Origin of the sequence: Pseudomonas ficuserectae (assembly GCF_024584585.1) — a bacterium.
GTDB lineage: Bacteria > Pseudomonadota > Gammaproteobacteria > Pseudomonadales > Pseudomonadaceae > Aquipseudomonas > Aquipseudomonas amygdali.
This window is the reverse complement of the sequence record NZ_CP085684.1, coordinates 2,038,684-2,053,968: the sequence shown is the minus strand read 5'-3', so window position 1 is coordinate 2,053,968 and position 15,285 is coordinate 2,038,684. Positions and strand designations below refer to the sequence as shown.

Sequence of the window (15,285 nt, the reverse complement as noted above, 5' to 3'; positions counted from 1 at the left end):
CACGACAGCCGTTATTGAGCGGGCTCAGCCTCGGTTGGCTTGGTACTGTCTGTTGGCTCGGCTGCCGGTGTGTCGACCGTTTCCGCCTTGAACGATGCAGGCTCGGCTGGCGCTGGCAGTGGTTCGCTTGCCGCGGGCGGCGTGGCTGATTCGGCAGCGGGTTCGGCCTTGGCGGGCGACTCCGTTGCTGCTGGAGCCAGTTTGGCGGGTTCGGCCGCCTTGGCCGGCTCGGCTGCGGCAGGGGCTACATCAGGAACACCCAGATCTGCTTTGGGCTTCTCGACAATATGCGCAGCCTTTTTCACTTCCGGTGGCAGGAAGTTTTCCACCAGACCGAAAAAGCGCTCGTAGAACTTCGCCGATGACACGGTTTCACTGGCCACCTTGACCATCGAGTCGTCAGTGGAGCCTATCGGCATCGAGACAGAGCCCAGCACTCCAACCCCGAGGCTGGCCGAGTTGTTGGTCTTCTTCAGCGCATAGCGATCCTGCAGAGCGTTTGCGAACATGGTCGAACTGCCATCCTTCGCATCAGCGGCGCACACCAGATTGAAGCTGATTTCAATATGCGCATCGCCGGTCTGTTGAAAGCTCTTGCGACCGGCAATCATCTTCGGGTCGCTGCTGGTGATGATATAGCCCTGGCTCAACAAGGCACGCCGCCCCGCTTCGCAATAAGCCAGGTCGGTTGCAGGATAACTGCGGGAGAAGGTCCCGGCGTCATCGAAATGTTCGTGGTCATAAACCGCCTGCTTCGGCGATGAACAACCAGCTGCCATCAACACGGCAGAGATCCAGAATGCGGTACGAACGTTCAGTAGCTTAAACATCGAAAATCCTGAGGAAGGAAAAGACTGCCAGCAAGACTGCGAACTGGGAAATGGCGGTAAGTCTGCAACAAGGCCGACGCTGGATCAACGTACAGATCAAAAGGATTTGGATACAACACGTGTTCAGGCCAACCACCCTACTCGCCTACGGACAAAACGCAGACAACAAAAAAGCGACCCTAGGGTCGCTTTCGTGTTTGCTTCAAGGAGTTCAAGGGCCTTGAAGCGGTGTATGGCGCAGCGGACGGGACTCGAACCCGCGACCCCCGGCGTGACAGGCCGGTATTCTAACCGACTGAACTACCGCTGCGTATCGCTGTAAACCTGTTTGAAACAAACCTTCGGTAGTTTGCTTCCTGTACTGGTGACTGAAAGACCCTTGGGCTTTTCAATCGCAGACCCGGCGAACCCGATCTGTACAAATATGGCGCAGCGGACGGGACTCGAACCCGCGACCCCCGGCGTGACAGGCCGGTATTCTAACCGACTGAACTACCGCTGCGCATTGTGGACTTGCGTCCTTTTGATACTTTGAAAGCCCTCGTACTTCAGCTTTCAAACTCAACGATGGTGGGTGATGACGGGATCGAACCGCCGACCCGCTGCTTGTAAGGCAGCTGCTCTCCCAGCTGAGCTAATCACCCTTTGCTTCGTTGAGGCCGCGAAATTTACGCACCTAACGAACCTAAGTCAATAGCCTGATTGAAGTTTTTTAAAAAACAGGCTCAATCGCAAAACCGCTACCACACATCAAAAGCACAACAAAGAGTCAATGTTGGCAGACTGCACGAAACTATTCGGCGTAGACCATCTTGCGCGTCATGCCGCCGTCGACCACAAATTCCTGTCCGGTCACAAAACCGGCGTTTCTGGACAACAACCACGCAACCATCGCGGCCACATCTTCTACCGTCCCTACCCTGCCGGCAGGATGCTGGGCGTGATCGGTCTCGGACAACGGCTCGGCCTTGCGCAACGAGGGGTCGCGCGCATCAATCCAGCCGGGACTGACGGCGTTTACACGTATCTCCGGCCCCAGACTGATCGCCAGCGCATGTGTCAGCGCCATCAGACCGCCCTTGCTGGCCGCATAAGCTTCGGTGTCGGCCTCCGACTGGCGGGATCGAGTAGAGGTAAGGTTGACTATGCTGCTACAGTGCGCACGCAGGTAAGGCGCGCAATGCTTGGCCAGCAGCATCGGACCGCCGAGGTTGACTGCCAGTACCCGATTCCAGTGCGACAGCTCAAGGCTTTCCAGCGTAGTGTTGTGAGGGTCGGCGATCGCGGCGTTGCACACCAGCGCATCGAGACGGCCAAACTGCCTGAGCACCTCGGCCACACCTGCCGCAACCTGCTCTTCACTGGCAACGTCCATGGCAATGAACAGGGCATTTTCACCCAGTGCACCCGCCACCTTGAAGCCCCTTGCACGATCCAGATCGGTCAGCACGACTTGCCAGCCCTCGGCAATCAGCCACGCCGCGATACCCAGCCCGATGCCGCGCGCGGCACCTGTCACCAGAGCAACACGGCCGTTGTGGGTGCTGGCAAATTTCAACGCCCACTCTTCGCCCGTCTCGCCACTGTTTTTGTTACCGGACTTGTCGTTCACAATGCCGCCAGACCACGAGCCAGGTCGGCTTGCAGGTCCGTCACATCCTCCAGGCCCACTGCAACCCGTATCAGGCTGTCGCGAATACCCGCTGCCTCACGCTCCTGAGGTGCCAAACGACCATGAGACGTGGTGCTCGGGTGGGTAATCGTGGTTTTGCTGTCGCCCAGGTTGGCTGTAATCGAGATCAGCCGTGTGGCATCGATGAAGCGCCATGCGCCATCCTTGCCGCCCTTGACTTCGAAACTCACCACCGCGCCAAAACCCTTTTGCTGACGCTGCGCCAGCTCATGCTGCGGATGACTCTTGAGTCCGGCGTAGTGGACCTTTTCGATACCGTCCTGCTGCTCAAGCCACTCGGCCAGCGCCTGGGCATTGGCACAATGAGCGCGCATGCGCAGGTTCAGGGTTTCGAGACCCTTGAGGAAGATCCACGCATTGAACGGGCTGAGCGTAGGCCCAGCAGTACGCAGGAAGCCGACCACTTCTTTCATCTGCTCGCTGCGCCCGGCAACCACGCCGCCCATGCAACGGCCCTGGCCGTCGATGAACTTGGTGGCCGAATGCACGACGATATCAGCACCCAGCAACAGCGGCTGCTGCAAGGCCGGCGTGCAGAAACAGTTGTCGACGATCAGCATCGTACCTTTGGCGTGAGCGATTTCAGCCAGTGCAGCGATGTCCACCAACTCGGCCAATGGGTTGGACGGCGACTCGACAAACAGCATTTTGGTGTTGGGCTTGATCGCCGCGTCCCAGCCGCTCAGCTCTGCAAGCGGAACGTAATCCACCTCAATGCCAAAGCGTTTGAAGTACTTGTCGAACAGGCTGATGGTCGAGCCAAAGACGCTGCGCGACACCAGCACATGGTCACCGGCACTGCACAGGCTCATCACGACCGCCAGGGTCGCCGCCATGCCAGTGGCCGTAGCAACGGCCTGTTCGGCGCCTTCCAGCGCGGCGATGCGCTCTTCAAAAGAGCGCACGGTCGGGTTGGTATAACGCGAGTAGACGTTGCCGGGCACCTCGCCAGCAAAACGCGCGGCCGCATCGGCAGCCGTGCGAAAGACATAGCTGGAGGTGAAGAACATGGGATCGCCATGCTCACCTTCCGGGGTGCGGTGTTGCCCGGCACGTACGGCAAGGGTATCGAAACCCACACCTTCAAGGTCGCTATCCAGCCGACCTGCATCCCATTCCTGAGTCATGCCGCCCACTCCTTGTCCAATTTAGTTGTTGTACAGATCGATGATCGCGCTCACGGCCTGAGTCTTGATCTTGGAGGCGTCGTTACGCGCGCTCTCGATCCTGTTCAGATAATGCTCGTCGATGTCACCGGTCACGTACTTGCCATCGAAAACCGAGCAGTCGAAGTTGTCGATCTTGATCTTCTTGCTGCCACTGACCGCTTCGATCAGGTCATTCAGATCCTGATAAACCAGCCAGTCGGCACCGATAAGGTCGGCAACGTCCTGAGTGGAACGGTTGTGGGCGATCAGCTCGTGAGCACTCGGCATGTCGATACCGTAGACGTTCGGGTAGCGCACGGCCGGGGCCGCCGAACAGAAGTAGACATTCTTGGCACCGGCTTCACGGGCCATCTGGATGATCTGCTTGCAGGTCGTGCCGCGCACGATGGAGTCATCCACCAGCATCACGTTCTTGCCGCGGAACTCCAGCTCGATTGCGTTGAGCTTCTGACGCACGGATTTCTTGCGTGCTGCCTGGCCCGGCATGATGAAGGTCCGGCCGATGTAGCGGTTCTTGACGAAACCTTCGCGGAACTTGACGCCCAGATGATTGGCCAGCTCCAGCGCAGCGGTACGGCTGGTGTCCGGAATCGGGATGACCACATCGATATCGTGATCCGGACGCTCGCGCAGGATCTTGTCGGCCAGCTTCTCGCCCATGCGCAAACGCGCCTTGTAGACCGAAATGCCGTCGATGATCGAGTCAGGACGTGCCAGATAAACGTGTTCGAAGATGCACGGCGCATACTTGGGGTTGGCCGCACACTGACGGGTATGCAGCTTGCCGTCTTCAGTGATGTAGACCGCTTCGCCCGGTGCCAGGTCGCGAATCAGGGTAAAGCCGAGCACGTCCAGCGACACGCTTTCCGACGCGATCATGTATTCGACGCCTTCGTCGGTATGACGCTGGCCAAACACGATAGGACGAATGGCGTCCGGGTCACGGAAGCCGACAATGCCGTAGCCGGTGATCATTGCCACGACCGCATAGCCGCCACGGCAGCGATTATGCACGTCAGTCACTGCGGCGAAGATATCCTCTTCGGTCGGCTGCAACTTGCCACGCACGGCCAGCTCATGGGCGAAAACGTTGAGCAGCACTTCCGAATCGGAATTGGTGTTCACATGGCGCAGGTCGGATTCGTAAATCTCCTTGGCCAGTTGTTCGACGTTGGTGAGGTTGCCGTTGTGCGCCAACGTGATGCCATAAGGCGAGTTGACGTAGAACGGCTGGGCCTCTGCAGACGTCGAGCTGCCCGCCGTTGGATAGCGCACATGACCGATGCCCATATGCCCGACCAGGCGCTGCATATGACGTTGATGAAACACATCACGCACCAATCCGTTGTCCTTGCGCAGGAATAACCGGCCATCGTGGCTGGTTACGATACCGGCAGCGTCCTGGCCGCGGTGCTGGAGGACGGTAAGCGCGTCATACAGCGCCTGATTGACGTTCGACTTGCCGACGATACCGACGATGCCACACATGCGACACAACCCCTACTTAGTGGAACTGGATTTACCGAGCACATCCTGCGGCATTGTAGACGGCAGGATCTGTTCCTTGAACGGCAGATCAGCGGGTACGCTGATGCCGCTGGCGAGCCACTTGCTGGACATCCCTAGAATCAGGTTTTTCGACCAGTCAGCGACCATGAGAAATTGCGGCACCAGCCTGGACTGCTGCCACCATTGATCCTGTTGCACCGGCCCCAGGCTCAACAGCCCTACCGCCACAACGACAAGCAGGCCTCCGCGCGCTGCGCCGAAGACCATGCCGAGAAAACGATCGGTCCCGGAAAGCCCGGTGACGCGAATCAGCTCGCCTATCAGAAAGTTGACCATGGCGCCTACCAGCAAGGTGGCGACAAAAAGAATGGTGCAGCTCGCAATCACGCGGGCCGAAGGTGTTTCTATGTAATTGACCAGATACTGCGACAGCCCCGCGCCAAACATCCAGGCCACAACGCCTGCAATGATCCACGTCGTCAACGACAGTGCTTCTTTTACGAAGCCGCGCTTCAGACTGATCAGAGCGGAGATGGCGACAATTCCCAGAATTGCCCAGTCAACCGGAGTAAATGGCACGTTGCAGCCTGCAGACGGATAAGGCGGCGCATTTTAGCAGAGCGCCCGCCTGCCGGTAAGCAGCGATTACCGGCGCGAGGCATTTTCCTTTACCGCAAGGGCACGAGGTGCCGAACGGTCAGCCCCGCTCAGGCTGAAAGCGCACCACAATACCTTTGAGCTTTTGCTGTTTGTCGAGCTGATCGCGCAGACGATCAGCTTCGGCACGCTCGATAAGCGGGCCGACAAATACCCGATTAACGCCATCGGCAGTGCGAATGTAAGCATTGTAGCCTTGAGTTCGCAGGGTCTTTTGCAGGTTGTCGGCGTTGGCACGGTTGGACATGCTTGCCAGTTGAACCGACCAGCTGATCGACAGCCCGTTGGCATCGACGCCAGCAGGTGCTGCTGGCTTGGCGGGTGCCGCAGGGGCTGCCGGGGCCGGAGCAGGCGCAGGTGCCGTCTTGGCAGCAGGCTTCGGGGCCGGGGCGCTGGCAACCGGGGGTGCAGCCGGAGTACTTGGGGCAGGTGCGATCGGCATGGAAGGCGGCTGGCTGCTGCTCATGTCATCGTCGCTGGGCACAGGCTCCTGAGGCAGGGCCTGAGGCTCCGGAACAGGCACCGGGTCGACCCGGATCTGCGAAGCCGCAGGTGCCTGGGGTGCGGACGGTGCATCGACCTGCACCTGACGCGTTTCATCTTCCCGCGTGAAGAGCATGGGCAAGAAGATGACCGCCACAGCGATCAGCACCAGTGCTCCAACCATTCGCTGCTTGAATACGTTATCCAGCAAAGCCATTTGCAGCGTCCTCATCGGTGTACCGGGCCACCCATTCCAGGGCCCCGGCAACACAGTAAAATGATCCGAACAGCAGAATCTCGTCATCGGGCGTGGCGTGCGCGCACTGAGCTTCCAGCGCCAACGCAACACTCTGATAGGACGTCACGCAGGCGCCAAGGTTCTGCAAGGCCGAATGCAACTCTTCTGCCGGTCGGCTGCGCGAGGTAGGAAGCGGCGCAACGGCCCACTCATCGATGACCGGCACCAGATGCGCGACCACACCCTCGAGGTCCTTATCGTTCAACAGCCCAAATACGGCGCGACGCTTGCCGACAACCGGCTGGCGCGCAAGGCATTGCTCCAGAAATTGCGCCGCATGGGGGTTGTGACCCACATCGAGAAGCAGATTGAGCCGCTTGCCTTGCCAGCTGACAGTTCTGCGATCAAGACGACCGGCGAGCCGGGTCTGCGCCAGAACCTGCCCTACTGCATCCGTTTGCAGCGGGTACCCCAGCAAGGCAAACGCCTGAAGTGCCAACGCTGCGTTCTGCATAGGCAGGTCCAGCAGTGGCAGACCGCGCAGTTCGACCTGTTCGCCGTGAGCAACACCACGCCAGTCCCAACTGTCCTTGCCTATCGAGAGGTCGAAATCACGACCACGCATCAGCAGCGGGCAACCCAACTCACGAGCCTTGGCCAGCAGCGGCTCGGGTGGTTCCGGATCGCCGCACAACGCTGGGCAACCGGCACGAAAGATTCCGGCCTTTTCGAAGGCGACCGACTCACGGGTGTTACCCAGATACTCGGCGTGATCAACACCGATACTGGTAACCAGCGCGAAATCTGCATCAACAAGATTTACCGCATCCAGGCGACCACCCAGACCGACCTCCAGAACGACCGCATCCAGCCGGGCCTGTTCGAACAGCCAGAATGCCGCCAGCGTGCCCATTTCGAAATAAGTCAGGGTTACATCACCACGCGCCGCTTCAACCGCCGCGAACGCATCGCATAACTCCAGGTCGGTTGCCTCGACACCCTGCACTTTCACCCGCTCGTTATAGCGAATCAAATGTGGGGAGCTGTAGACACCGACTTTCAAGCCCTGAGCCTGCAACAAGGCAGCGACAAAGGCACAGGTTGACCCTTTGCCGTTGGTGCCCGTCACCGTAATCACCCTGGGAGCCGGACGCGTCAGCCCCAACTGCTGCGCTACCTGCCGAGAACGATCCAGCCCCATGTCGATGGCGGATGGATGCAGTTGCTCCAGGTAAGCGAGCCAGTCGCTCAGGGATGTAGAGGTCATATCGTGGCCGGTGCCGGTGGAACGACGATAGGCTCGATGACCGGCGCTACAAAACGAGGCGTCGGCAGGTTCATCATCTGCGCCAGCAGGTTACCCAGACGCGGACGAAGCTCGCTACGCGAGATGATCATGTCGATAGCACCGTGATCCAGCAGGAACTCGCTACGCTGGAAGCCCTCTGGCAGCTTCTCGCGAACGGTTTGCTCGATCACGCGAGGACCGGCGAAACCGATCAGCGCCTTGGGCTCGGCAACGATAACATCGCCCAGCATGGCCAGACTGGCGGAAACGCCGCCGTAGACCGGGTCGGTCAACACCGAGATAAAGGGCAGGCCTTCTTCGCGAAGACGTGCCAGAACGGCCGAGGTCTTGGCCATCTGCATCAGCGAGATCAGTGCTTCCTGCATGCGCGCACCGCCGGAAGCGGCGAAGCAGATCATCGGGCAACGATTTTCCAGGGCGTAGTTGGCGGCGCGCACGAAACGCTCGCCGACGATGGCGCCCATAGAACCGCCCATGAACGAGAACTCGAATGCTGACGCCACTACCGGCATGCCCAGCAGGGTGCCGCTCATGGAAATCAGCGCATCCATTTCACCGGTCTGCTTCTGCGCAGCGGTCAGGCGGTCCTTGTATTTCTTGCCGTCACGGAATTTCAGACGGTCGACCGGCTCAAGATCGGCACCCAGCTCTTCGCGGCCTTCAACATCCAGAAAAATGTTCAGGCGTGCGCGCGCACCGATACGCATGTGGTGGTTGCACTTGGGGCAGACGTCCAAGGTCTTTTCCAGCTCCGGGCGATACAGCACCGCCTCGCAGGACGGGCATTTGTGCCAGAGGCCTTCGGGAACCGAGCTCTTTTTGACCTCGGAACGCATGATCGATGGGATCAGTTTGTCTACCAACCAGTTGCTCATGCTTTATATCTCCAGTACCGGTGTGGCTCGAACGACTGACAAATCAAACGCCAGTCGCATGCCCTCGGATAAATTCGTATATGGACGACGATGAAAGGATAGCGATCGACCCAAGGCCGGACCTGCACACCCCTCACCCCGATTTTTTACAACGACGGCGTTGCACTCTGGCACCACCGCTTACTTGATTCGACCCGCATGCCTTGTGGCAGGGACAGGCTTATGGACGGCGGCCGACCGGCAACCGTCACATCAGGTGCCATGCACCGCACTCATGAACGCAAGGATCTTTTCCCGATCCTTGATGCCCTTGCTCTTTTCGACACCGCCGCTGACATCCACGGCGTAGGGCCGAACCTGGGCAATGGCCTGCGCCACATTCGCCGACGTCAGCCCGCCCGCCAGAATGACCGGTTTATCCAGATCGTCCGGAATCAGCGCCCAATCGAAGGTTTCTCCGGTGCCGCCAGGAACACCCTCTACATAGGTGTCGAGCAGCACGCCTCGCGCATTGCGATAGGTACGGCAAACCTGAGCGATGTCATCACCCGCCTTGACCCGCAAAGCCTTGATGTAGGGGCGATGATAACCATCGCATTCATCCGGTGTTTCATCGCCATGAAACTGCAGCATGTCCAGCGCAACCGCATCCAGCGTCTCGTTGAGTTCGCAGCGGCTGGCGTTGACGAACAGGCCGACGGTGGTAATGAACGGCGGCAACGCGGCAATGATAGCGCGAGCCTGCAGCACTGTTACTGCACGCGGACTTTTCGGGTAGAACACCAGGCCAATTGCATCGGCTCCTGCCTCGGCTGCAGCCAGAGCATCCTCTATGCGGGTAATCCCGCAGATCTTGCTGCGAACGGCTGACATATAGTGAGCAACCTCGGACCTTTCGGAAAGTCCCGGATGTTAGCAAATGCTGCTCGGGTCGTCAGCCGTCCAGTTCTGCAAAGCCCGTAAGAAAATGCGGACCTACAAAACGCTCGGGCAGCGGAAATTCATCACGGTACTCGACCTGAACAAGGTACAGACCATAAGGATGGGCCGTCACACCACCGGTACGCCGAACCCGGCTTTCCAGCACGTCTCGCGCCCATTCGACCGGACGTTCGCCAGTGCCGATGGTCATCAAAACACCGGCGATGTTGCGCACCATATGGTGCAGGAAGGCATTGGCGCGCACGTCGATCACGATCATCTTGCCGTGACGCGTCACGCGCAGGTGGTGCAACTGCTTGACTGGCGACTTGGCCTGACACTGGCCGGCGCGGAAAGCGCTGAAGTCGTGAGTACCGACCAGATACTCGGCTGCCAGTGCCATCCGCTCTACATCCAGCGGGCGATGATTCCAGGTAATTTCCTGATTCAGGTGCGCCGGGCGAATCTGATCGTTGTAGATCACGTAGCGATAACGACGGGCAATGGCCTTGAAGCGGGCATGAAACGTAGCGGGCATGACCCGGGCCCAGGTTACGCTGACGTCATGGGGCAGATTGATATTTGCGCCCATGACCCAGGCCTTCATGGTGCGCTCGGCCTGCGTATCGAAATGCACCACCTGCCCGCAGGCATGCACGCCAGCATCTGTGCGGCCGGCACACATCAGTGATACCGGTGATGCAGCCACTTTTGACAAAGCGTCTTCAAGAGTTTCCTGCACGGTCAGCACACCGGATGCCTGACGTTGCCAGCCGCAATAGCGCGAGCCCTTGTATTCAACGCCCAGCGCGATTCGGGAAAAACCCTCGGCAGCCATTTCGGCTGCCGGGTTGTCTATGTTCGCCAAAGTGGTACAGCCTGTCGGTTCGCAAAAAGTCGGTCATTATACGGCCGCAAGAAAAACACGCTACCAAGCCGGGCAATTGAAATGCAAACGACCGCATAAGCGGCCGTTTGCAGGTTGTTGCCTTAGGGGGATCAGGCCAGCCGCGAAAGCATCTCCCGCGCTTCGCTTTTCTGTCCGTCATCGCCCTCGGTGACCACTTCGTCAAGAATATCCCGGGCACCGTCTGCATCGCCCATGTCGATATAGGCGCGCGCCAGATCAAGCTTGGTCGCGGCTTCGTCAGTGCCGGCCATGAAGTCGAAGTCCGGCTCGTCTTCCAGTGCCGCAGCATCTTCGGCCGTGAACCTTGGTTCATCGAGCGGCGGATGCTCGAGATTCTGTGAAAGGCGGTCCAGCTCGGCATTGACGTCGTCGATTTCGGTCGCGAATGCCTGGCTGGCCTGATCGGTTTCAATCTCGTCCGCCAGCGACAGATCAAAGTCTTCCGGAAGCTCAAGGTCATCACTGACAGGCGGCACAGACGGCGTTTCACCCAGATCAAGTGGATCATTGCCAAGGCCGAGCAGGAAGTCATCTTCGTTCTTGAGCGCCGGATCTTCTTCGGACAGGTCCAGATCGAAGTCGGCAAGGTCTTCCGGCGTAGTCGCCGCACGGGCCTCTTCCTGTTGCTGCATGATCGACTCGAAGCTCAGCTCCTCGTCATCCGCTGCTGCAGACACCTTCGGCTCATCCAGCATCAGGTCGTCAAGCTCGCTCACAGTGGTGACTTCAGGCGTGGGCGCTTCTTCGAATTCATCCAGGCTCAAGTCAAAATCGTGATCGAACGGGTCCGCTTCTTCGGCAGGTTCAGCGGCCAGCGGCGTAACCACTTCAGGTGCGGGCTCGGGATCTGCTGTTACAGCGACTTCAGGCTCAGGTTCAACCTCTTGCTCTGCCGAATCATCGGCCAACAGCTCTTCAACATACTTGGCGTCAAGCTCTGCAACCAGCGCAGCAGCACTGGCAGCTGCTGCCGCCGCGGCCACTGCCGGAGCAGCCGACGCAGTGGCAGATTCAGAAACCGCTGGCGCAGCAACAGGCGCTACCGGCTTCAGGGTCGAGTTAAGTTCTTCCTGCTGCTCGACCTCAGCTTCACGCTTTCCCGCTGCCACCAGTTTGCGTTCGTGGGCGGCGTAAGCTTTGTTATTACCCTGCTCGGCGTAGATTTCCATCAGCTTGAGGCGAATATCATCGCGCTTCGGATCTTCCTTCACTGCTTCTTCAAGCAGTTCGACAGCCTGATTCATGCGCCCGTAAGCAATATGGATCTCGGCCTGAAGCAGCGGATCGGCAGGACGTTCGCGAGCGGCGGTGGCAGCGGCGGCACCAGCAGCCCCCATGCGAACGTTCGGTGGTGGCACGTCCAGGCCATCGAAGCTGGCTGGCGGTGCATTCATGTCCATGTCTGAAACAAAATCCGACTCCTCAGCCAGAGCACGCGCCATACGCTTGTGCTTCTCGGCTTCGGCCTTCGCAGCACGACGACGCGCCAGGAACAACAGCAACAAGGCCAGAATCAACAATACGGCACCGCCGATCAGGCCAAGCAGTACCGGGTTGTTGAGGATTTTCTGCAGCACGTCTTCATCTTCGGCTGCAGCCACCGGTTCCACAGCCAGCGGCTGATCGGCTGCAGGAGTCGCAACCTCGGCGGCACCTGCCGGCAATGCATCCTCAGGAGCAATCTCGCCAGCCGGTTTGACCGGAGCTCCATTGGCATCGACCAGAGAAGCAGGCACTGCCGCATTGGCAGGCGTGGTGGCTTCCGGGGTGGCAGCAGCCGGAGGCACAGCTGCACCGGCGGCCTGCATTTTGGCCAACTGACCGTTTTTCAGCTCAATCAGTCGCTGTAGCTTGTCGAGCTGGCTTTGCAGGTCGTTCATGCGGCTTTTCAGCTCGGCATTGTCACGGCGCGTGGTGTCCAGAGCTTCCTGAGCCACCGCCAGCTTGTTGCCAAGATCACTGTCACCCGCTGCACCTTGTGCCGCAGGCTTGCCGCTTGCCGAAACCAGACTCAGGTTGTCGGAGGTGTCGACCTTTGAAGGAGCAGCGCCAGCGCGATCACGGCGGGTGGCATCGACCTGGCGCGTGCCGGCAGGCAGGCGACGGCCTTCACGCCAGGCGCTGTACTGCCGGGAAACTTCTGCAACTGCCTGCGGTTGTGGCAACGCGGTGGTTTGCTGCGGAGTCGGAAGGCGCAGCACCTGCCCCTTCTTCAAGCGGTTGATGTTGCCACCGATGAAGGCTTCCGGGTTCAACGCCTGAATGGCCAGCATGGTTTGCTGGACAGTGCCGCCAGTACGTACCTTCGCGGCAATTTCCCACAAGGTATCGTTATTGGCGGTGACATATTGTGCCTGTTTGTCCGCGGCTGGCGGCGGCAATACCGGCGCACTGGCGGCAGGTGCTGGAGCCTCGGGTGCCGCAGCCTCTGTCGACGGCGCGACTGTCGCCAGTTGCGCGGGTGCGGCGGGAGCAGCAACTGGTGCCGGGGCGGCGGCCGCAGCGGCGGCCTCTGGAGAAAACTTCGGTGGATCGAGCAGAAGGCTGTATTCACGCAGCAACCGGCCATTTGGCCAGAGCACCTGAACCAGGAACTTCACGTAAGGCTCACGCACCGGCTTGCTGGAAGTAATGCGCAGGACATTTTTACCGCTGGCGTTGATAACCGGGGTAAAAGTGAGATCGTTGAGAAATGCCTGACGGGTAACGCCCGCCTGAGCGAAGTCGGCAGTGGTCGCCAGGCTCGGAACAACTTGCGTTGCGTTAAGCCCCTGCGCCTCAGTCAACTCTATTTCCGCTACCAAGGGCTGATTCAGGGTCGACTTGACCGACAATTCCCCGAGCCCCAGCGCCTGCGCCATACCCGATGACAGCGCTGAAGCCGCAGCGATTGCTAATACCAGTTTACGAACCTGAACCATAGCCCATCCCTTGTTTAAAGATTCCCCGAGATCCGGGGAGGTAGTCCTGCATTTGGGTGTAAGGCGTATCGCCGCTAAAACAATTATTCAAATTGTTGCCAAGTATCTTTTACACATAGTCTTTTATCAACAATTCGCCAACCTGCACAGCATTGAGCGCAGCGCCTTTTCGTACATTATCTGACGTCAGCCACAGATTCAGCTGCTCGGGATCGTCGATTCCTGCCCGAACGCGCCCCACATAAACCACGTCCTGCCCCACGGCATCACCCACCGGCGTAGGGTAATCCCCCTCATCGACCAGTTCGATTCCGGCGGCAGACTCGAGTGCCGCATTGATCGCCGCAACATCGACCGAACCTGCGGTGCGCAGCGTTACGGTAAAGCTGTCGCCAAAGAACACCGGCACTTGAATGCAGGTGACAGACACTTTGAGCGATGGCAGCGTCAGCAGTTCGCGTAATTCATCGACCAGACGCCTTTCCAGCGGCAAATGCCCCGACTCGTCAGGCGTCCCCACCTGGGCCAGTACGTTGAACGCCATCTGACGATCAAAAAAGCGGGTTTCCAGCGGGCGGACATTCAATAGCTCGGTAGTCTGACGCGCCAGCTCACTGACGCCTTCGCGCCCGAGTGCGGAGACCGCCAGACAGGCCGTTACTGTCACCGACTGGATATCGATCAACCCGCGCAACGGCGCCAAAGCCAGTGCGACCGCAGTGGCAGAGGCGCTCGGGCTGGCCACCAGCGAGGCGGCCGCGCCGCTGTGCAAAAGCGTAGCATTTATTTCCGGCACGATATTAGGTGCCTGCACGGCGGGAAATGCACCGGACAAGTCGACGACCGAGCACCCCGCCGCCACGGCCTTTTCGGCGTAACTGCGGCTTACCGCCGGGCCAGCGGCGAAGAATGCCAGGCGCACCTTGCTGAAGTCGAACTCATCGACTTCCCGTACGCGTACATTCTTGCCCCGAAACGGCACCGAGTGACCCGCAGACTCGATACTTGCCAGCAGGTGCAGATTGCCGACCGGGAAGTTGCGCTCCTCCAGCACCTGGACAACGGTTTCGCCGACAGTACCGGTTGCGCCGATTACGGCGATATCAAAGGACTGGCTCATGCAAAAACCTCAGGGAAATCAGGGAGCGGCACTTTAACTGTCGCACTGGCGACAGGCAATTCAAGCCGGCAAATAGCCGTGTTTTTCAAGGTTCAAGACCCACCGGAAAAAACACGCCATGACTCCAGACACCCAGCCAGCGCTGCCCGTTGATCTCGCGGGAGACCGCCAGCTCGACCAGTTGATAAAAGACATTGCGGTGAATCAGCGCCTCAAGATTGCTCCGCACATGGATATACGGCGCTGGCTCCTGAGTATCAGGGTGTGTCACAACCCGCAAAGGGTGCTCCGGCCCCGCTTCAGTCTGATCCTCGACATTGGTCAGGAAGCGCAGCACCTGACCCTCACCCTCTCCCAGCACCTCAAGGGTTACGGCGACAAAAGGCGCGTCATCGACCTTGATGCCGACTTTCTCGACAGGGGTAATCAGAAAATAGTCATCGCCGTCGCGACGCATGATCGTCGAGAACAACCTGACCATTGGTTTGCGGCCGATCGGCGTGCCCAGGTAATACCATGTCCCGTCTCGGGCGATACGCATGTCGATATCGCCACAGAAATCCGGATTCCACAAATGAACAGGCGGCAACCCCTTGGTTTTGGGGATCTGCGCAAACAGATCACCCGCCTTGTTTGAATCGGTCACTCCA

At 59.3% G+C, this 15,285-nt stretch carries 13 protein-coding genes and 3 tRNA genes; all 16 read right to left on the bottom strand.

The annotated features are described in order from the left end of the window. Positions 1–11: 11 nt before the first annotated feature. A complete protein-coding gene (locus tag LJU29_RS09110) occupies positions 12–830 on the bottom strand; it encodes a DUF2242 domain-containing protein (RefSeq protein ID WP_005730413.1) in 819 nt (272 codons plus the stop codon). 233 nt (positions 831–1,063) lie between these two features. Continuing rightward, positions 1,064–1,140: transfer RNA gene (locus LJU29_RS09105), tRNA-Asp, on the bottom strand. Between the two features lie 115 nt (positions 1,141–1,255). After that, positions 1,256–1,332: transfer RNA gene (locus LJU29_RS09100), tRNA-Asp, on the bottom strand. 66 nt (positions 1,333–1,398) lie between these two features. Further along, positions 1,399–1,474: transfer RNA gene (locus LJU29_RS09095), tRNA-Val, on the bottom strand. Between the two features lie 149 nt (positions 1,475–1,623). Then, entirely contained in the window at positions 1,624–2,442 is an 819-nt protein-coding gene (locus LJU29_RS09090) for an SDR family oxidoreductase (protein WP_257112109.1), read from the bottom strand. Further along, complete coding sequence (locus LJU29_RS09085; RefSeq protein ID WP_044318131.1) at positions 2,439–3,650, bottom strand: O-succinylhomoserine sulfhydrylase; 1,212 nt, start codon at positions 3,648–3,650, stop codon at positions 2,439–2,441. The genes LJU29_RS09090 and LJU29_RS09085 overlap by 4 nt, the downstream gene beginning before the upstream one ends. A gap of 21 nt (positions 3,651–3,671) precedes the next feature. Next, on the bottom strand, positions 3,672–5,180 hold the full coding sequence (gene purF / locus LJU29_RS09080) for an amidophosphoribosyltransferase (RefSeq protein WP_004657889.1): 1,509 nt from the start codon (positions 5,178–5,180) through the stop codon (positions 3,672–3,674). A gap of 12 nt (positions 5,181–5,192) precedes the next feature. After that, entirely contained in the window at positions 5,193–5,780 is a 588-nt protein-coding gene (locus LJU29_RS09075) for a CvpA family protein (RefSeq protein WP_002552712.1), read from the bottom strand. A 118-nt stretch (positions 5,781–5,898) separates the two neighbouring features. Then, a complete protein-coding gene (locus LJU29_RS09070) occupies positions 5,899–6,558 on the bottom strand; it encodes an SPOR domain-containing protein (RefSeq protein WP_122322555.1) in 660 nt (219 codons plus the stop codon). Then, positions 6,542–7,846, bottom strand: a complete 1,305-nt coding sequence (folC, locus tag LJU29_RS09065) for a bifunctional tetrahydrofolate synthase/dihydrofolate synthase (protein ID WP_257112105.1) — start codon at positions 7,844–7,846, stop codon at positions 6,542–6,544. Before folC ends, LJU29_RS09070 begins: the two co-directional genes overlap by 17 nt. Continuing rightward, positions 7,843–8,763: an acetyl-CoA carboxylase, carboxyltransferase subunit beta gene (gene accD / locus LJU29_RS09060; protein ID WP_002552709.1), complete on the bottom strand. Its 921-nt coding sequence runs from the start codon at positions 8,761–8,763 to the stop codon at positions 7,843–7,845. The genes folC and accD overlap by 4 nt, the downstream gene beginning before the upstream one ends. Before the next feature lie 252 nt (positions 8,764–9,015). After that, complete coding sequence (locus LJU29_RS09055; protein WP_004664334.1) at positions 9,016–9,636, bottom strand: phosphoribosylanthranilate isomerase; 621 nt, start codon at positions 9,634–9,636, stop codon at positions 9,016–9,018. A 61-nt stretch (positions 9,637–9,697) separates the two neighbouring features. After that, positions 9,698–10,522, bottom strand: coding sequence for a tRNA pseudouridine(38-40) synthase TruA (gene truA, locus LJU29_RS09050; protein WP_011168144.1), 825 nt, complete (start codon positions 10,520–10,522; stop codon positions 9,698–9,700). A gap of 161 nt (positions 10,523–10,683) precedes the next feature. After that, positions 10,684–13,515: a motility hub landmark protein FimV gene (locus LJU29_RS09045; protein WP_257112104.1), complete on the bottom strand. Its 2,832-nt coding sequence runs from the start codon at positions 13,513–13,515 to the stop codon at positions 10,684–10,686. A 109-nt stretch (positions 13,516–13,624) separates the two neighbouring features. Then, positions 13,625–14,635, bottom strand: coding sequence for an aspartate-semialdehyde dehydrogenase (locus LJU29_RS09040; protein ID WP_122322558.1), 1,011 nt, complete (start codon positions 14,633–14,635; stop codon positions 13,625–13,627). Between the two features lie 85 nt (positions 14,636–14,720). Next, positions 14,721–15,281, bottom strand: a complete 561-nt coding sequence (locus LJU29_RS09035) for a DUF1285 domain-containing protein (protein WP_005758279.1) — start codon at positions 15,279–15,281, stop codon at positions 14,721–14,723. Positions 15,282–15,285 lie beyond the last annotated feature (4 nt).

Excerpts from the sequence above, each read along its gene's own strand:
- LJU29_RS09110 (WP_005730413.1), bottom strand. The coding sequence starts at position 830 with ATGTTTAAGCTACTGAACGTTCGTACCGCATTCTGGATCTCTGCCGTG.
- LJU29_RS09085 (WP_044318131.1), bottom strand. The coding sequence starts at position 3,650 with ATGACTCAGGAATGGGATGCAGGTCGGCTGGATAGCGACCTTGAAGGT.
- purF (WP_004657889.1), bottom strand. The coding sequence starts at position 5,180 with ATGTGTGGCATCGTCGGTATCGTCGGCAAGTCGAACGTCAATCAGGCG.
- LJU29_RS09070 (WP_122322555.1), bottom strand. The coding sequence starts at position 6,558 with ATGGCTTTGCTGGATAACGTATTCAAGCAGCGAATGGTTGGAGCACTG.
- folC (WP_257112105.1), bottom strand. The coding sequence starts at position 7,846 with ATGACCTCTACATCCCTGAGCGACTGGCTCGCTTACCTGGAGCAACTG.
- accD (WP_002552709.1), bottom strand. The coding sequence starts at position 8,763 with ATGAGCAACTGGTTGGTAGACAAACTGATCCCATCGATCATGCGTTCC.
- LJU29_RS09055 (WP_004664334.1), bottom strand. The coding sequence starts at position 9,636 with ATGTCAGCCGTTCGCAGCAAGATCTGCGGGATTACCCGCATAGAGGAT.
- truA (WP_011168144.1), bottom strand. The coding sequence starts at position 10,522 with ATGGCTGCCGAGGGTTTTTCCCGAATCGCGCTGGGCGTTGAATACAAG.
- LJU29_RS09045 (WP_257112104.1), bottom strand. The coding sequence starts at position 13,515 with ATGGTTCAGGTTCGTAAACTGGTATTAGCAATCGCTGCGGCTTCAGCG.
- LJU29_RS09040 (WP_122322558.1), bottom strand. The coding sequence starts at position 14,635 with ATGAGCCAGTCCTTTGATATCGCCGTAATCGGCGCAACCGGTACTGTC.